This is a genomic window from Candidatus Symbiopectobacterium sp., from assembly GCF_020054415.1.
Taxonomy (GTDB): Bacteria; Pseudomonadota; Gammaproteobacteria; order Enterobacterales; family Enterobacteriaceae; genus Symbiopectobacterium.
Map to the genome: position 1 here is coordinate 1 of NZ_JAHWCO010000109.1, position 3333 is coordinate 3333.

Here is a 3333-nt window from a genome sequence, read left to right on the forward strand (position 1 = left end):
ATGACTTGCTGGAAATAACGGAAGACCGATATGGGCAAACCAGTACGATCCTGATCAGCCAGTTGCCGGTGGAGCAATGGTACGGTGTGATGGAAAACCCTACGGCGGCCGATGCCTTCCTGGATCGGCTGATCCACAACGACCACATCGTTGAAATTCAGGGCACGGCAGGCGCATTGTTGCAGAATTACCCGTGGATGCCGGCAGTAATACTGTTTTTTGCCTCTACCCTGCTTTAGTCACAGGCGGCGACAGCCAAGGCGCTGATGCCTGCCGCGCTATGGTTGGGCGTGACGCCCGTCACTGCCGTGGCATCTTTTGCTGCCGTGTCAGCGCTGTTCGTATTGCCCACTTATCCCACGCTGCTCGCTGCCTTAGAAATGGATGACACAGGTTCAACCCGCATCGGCAAATACGTCTTCAACCACGCGTTCCCGGTACCTAGCGTTCTGGCGATTACGCTATCCGTCATCTTTGGCTTTGTCCTCGGGAATCTGGTGCTGTAACGTCCCTTCGGTATTCACCCCGGGCGGCATCTCGCCACCCGGCATCCATTCCCCTCTGCCCCCAAAGCAGGGTATAGTACCCCCAGTTCCTCTTTCACTGGGGTGACCATGGAAAATTCTGCGAGCTGCACCGCCATCGTTGTCCTGTGTACTGCACCTGACGAACCCATAGCACAACAGTTGGCGACGGATGTGCTCAATGCCGGGCTGGCAGCCTGTGTCACAGTACTGCCTGGCGCGCACTCTTTCTATGTCTGGGAAGGTAAGCTGGAGCTGCAACAGGAAGTGCAACTGGTGATCAAGAGCGATACCTTGCACCAACTTGCGCTGCTGCAACGCCTGAAACAGCAACACCCTTATCAAACGCCGGAACTGCTGGTGGTTCCGATCACGGATGGCGACAAAGATTACCTGACATGGCTAACCGCATCCTTACGCTGATCCTGCTGTTAAGCACACTGATCTGCCCTCAACTGGCAGGCGCATCCCTGTTTGCGCCGTCATCTCCGGTACAAAACAGCCGCTTTTTGACGGTAGATCGCGCATTTGCTTTCGATTTTCAGCAACAGCAAGAGACGCTGACGCTACGCTGGCAAATCCAACCAGGCTATTACCTCTATCGCGACAAAATCAGTCTTACTCCCAGCCAAGCCTTGCTCGGCGACATATCCCTACCCGCTGGCCTGCCGCACAAAGACGATTTTTTTGGCGAAGTGGCAATCTTTCGCGATAGTCTCACAGTAACCGTCCCTATTACGCAGAGCACGGCGGGCGCAACGGTGCGTGTTACCTATCAGGGCTGCGCAGATGCGGGTTTTTGCTACCCACCTGAAACGCGGGAAATTCCATTAAGTACAGTGACCGCAGGCCTCCAGCCAACGCCCAGCAATACAGCGCCAACCGTCACAGCACCTGTAGCACCAGCACAACTGCCATTTTCTCCACTTTGGGCGTTGTTAATCGGTATCGGTGTTGCCTTCACCCCCTGCGTACTCCCAATGTACCCACTGATTTCCGGGCTGATTCTTGGCCGGAAACAGCAATTATCCGCACGCCGTACCCTGCTGCTGGCGTTCACCTATGTGCAAGGCATGGCGCTGACCTACACGCTGCTGGGCATTATCATCGCTGCAGCAGGACTGCGCTTTCAGGCGGCGCTACAGCATCCGGCCGTGTTGATCGGCTTGTCACTGCTGTTTATCGCACTCGCGCTGTCGATGTTTGGTCTCTATAACCTACAGATGCCCTCCGCCATACAAACGCGTCTGGTACAGTGGAGCAATCGGCAACAAAGTGGCTCTCTTGGAGGAGTCTTTTGCATGGGGACATTGGCTGGACTGATTTGCTCGCCCTGCACCACAGCCCCTCTCAGCGCCATCCTGCTCTATATTGCGCAAAGCGGTAATAGCGTCGCTGGTGGCGGCATTCTTTATCTCTACGCGCTTGGCATGGGCTTGCCGCTTATTGCAGTAACCCTGTTTGGCAATCGCTTTTTACCCCGTAGCGGCCCCTGGATGCAGCACATCAAAACCGCTTTTGGGTTTGTCATTCTGGCCTTGCCTATTTTTCTGCTGGAACGCGTTGTAGGCGATACCTGGGGAGCGCGTCTGTGGAGCCTGCTGGTGATTTTCTTCCTGGCTTGGCTGATCATGCTGGGTTTGCGCAGCCATTGGCTCGGTATGCGTTTGATACAACTGCTACTTTTGATTGGTGCCGTGACCGCAGCTCGTCCACTGCAAGAGTGGCTAATGCCGTCATCAAGCCAAGCCAGCACCGCTCATACCACTTCTCTGCCATTTACACCGGTGCATAATCTGGAGCAAGTAAACCAATCTCTGGCGAGCAGCCAGCGGCCTGCCATGCTGGATTTGTATGCCGACTGGTGTGTAGCCTGCAAAGAGTTTGAGAAATACACTTTCAGCGATACGGACGTCAAACAGGATCTGGCCAGGTTTCAACTTCTTCATGCGGATGTGACCGCCAACAACGCGCAGCAAAATGCATTGCTGAAAAAATTTCAGGTTATGGGGTTACCAACCATACTCTTTTTTGACAGTAGTGGCCGGGAGATTCCCGACTCACGCATTACGGGTTTTATGAATGCCGAGGCGTTCAGGGCACATTTGCAAAAACTGGGGCAATAGGCCACTGCCACGGTGGTGGCCCCAGTCTGAATCAAGGGGGGATATGATGCAACTACAGCGGGACGAGGTACTTGAGAACGCGCTGATATTACTGGAACAACAGGGCGTTTCCGCCTTAACGTTAGACACCCTGGCTGAGAAGCACAGCATCACCGCCGAAGCCATGACCGCCTTCTGGCTAGATCGTGAAGCACTCCTCTATGATTGCCTACGGCATCATAGTCGGCAGGTGGATACCTGGCGGCGTCAATTGTTGTCGGATGAAGCACTCTTCGTTGAGGAAAAGCTGCTGGCACGCTATCAGGTATTGCATGAAGCGTTGCAAAACCAACGCTATCCCTGCTGCCTGTTTATTGCCGCATGCAGTTTCTATCCTGATATCCATCACCCCATCCATCAGATTGCAGAGCGTCAAAAACAGGCATCGCTCCACTCCACGCGAGAACTACTGGTGCAGTTGGAAACGGACGATCCTGAAATGGTCGCTCAGCAGAGGAATTGATCCTCGAAGGGGCTTTGTTGAATAAATCAGAACCCGTAATGACTGCGCCCCATACGGGTCGATTGTTACGTGATGCGAATACTGTTCGGCATTCCTAATAGCGTGATCCGGTTAAGCGCTTTGACCATGACCATGGCTTCACCCACCTGAGCATCGTAGTCTCTCAGACTTAGATGACCAC

General features: G+C 54.1%; 2 protein-coding genes and 4 pseudogenes. 5 read left to right on the forward strand and 1 reads right to left on the reverse strand.

Annotated elements, in window-relative coordinates; all coding sequences use genetic code 11:
* Nucleotides 1-62 precede the first annotated feature (62 nt).
* From QZ506_RS21450 to QZ506_RS03430, 5 genes and pseudogenes are all read left to right on the forward strand, one after another.
* Nucleotides 63-107, forward strand: a pseudogene (locus QZ506_RS21450) (hypothetical protein); the annotation flags it as partial.
* A 36-nt stretch (nt 108-143) separates the two neighbouring features.
* Nucleotides 144-506 (forward strand): annotated as a pseudogene (locus QZ506_RS03415) (anaerobic C4-dicarboxylate transporter family protein); the annotation flags it as partial.
* Nucleotides 507-614: 108 nt separating this feature from the next.
* Entirely contained in the window at nt 615-947 is a 333-nt protein-coding gene (gene cutA, locus QZ506_RS03420) for a divalent cation tolerance protein CutA (RefSeq protein ID WP_291969075.1), read from the forward strand.
* Complete coding sequence (locus QZ506_RS03425) at nt 923-2650, forward strand: protein-disulfide reductase DsbD (RefSeq protein ID WP_291969077.1); 1728 nt, start codon at nt 923-925, stop codon at nt 2648-2650. The genes cutA and QZ506_RS03425 overlap by 25 nt, the downstream gene beginning before the upstream one ends.
* A gap of 46 nt (nt 2651-2696) precedes the next feature.
* Nucleotides 2697-3169 (forward strand): annotated as a pseudogene (locus QZ506_RS03430) (TetR family transcriptional regulator); the annotation flags it as partial.
* Nucleotides 3170-3217: 48 nt separating this feature from the next.
* Here the strand turns inward: QZ506_RS03430 and QZ506_RS03435 are convergent.
* Nucleotides 3218-3333, reverse strand: a pseudogene (locus QZ506_RS03435) (IS5/IS1182 family transposase); the annotation flags it as partial.

Excerpts from the sequence above, each read along its gene's own strand:
- QZ506_RS03425 (WP_291969077.1), top strand. The coding sequence starts at position 923 with ATGGCTAACCGCATCCTTACGCTGATCCTGCTGTTAAGCACACTGATC.
- cutA (WP_291969075.1), top strand. The coding sequence starts at position 615 with ATGGAAAATTCTGCGAGCTGCACCGCCATCGTTGTCCTGTGTACTGCA.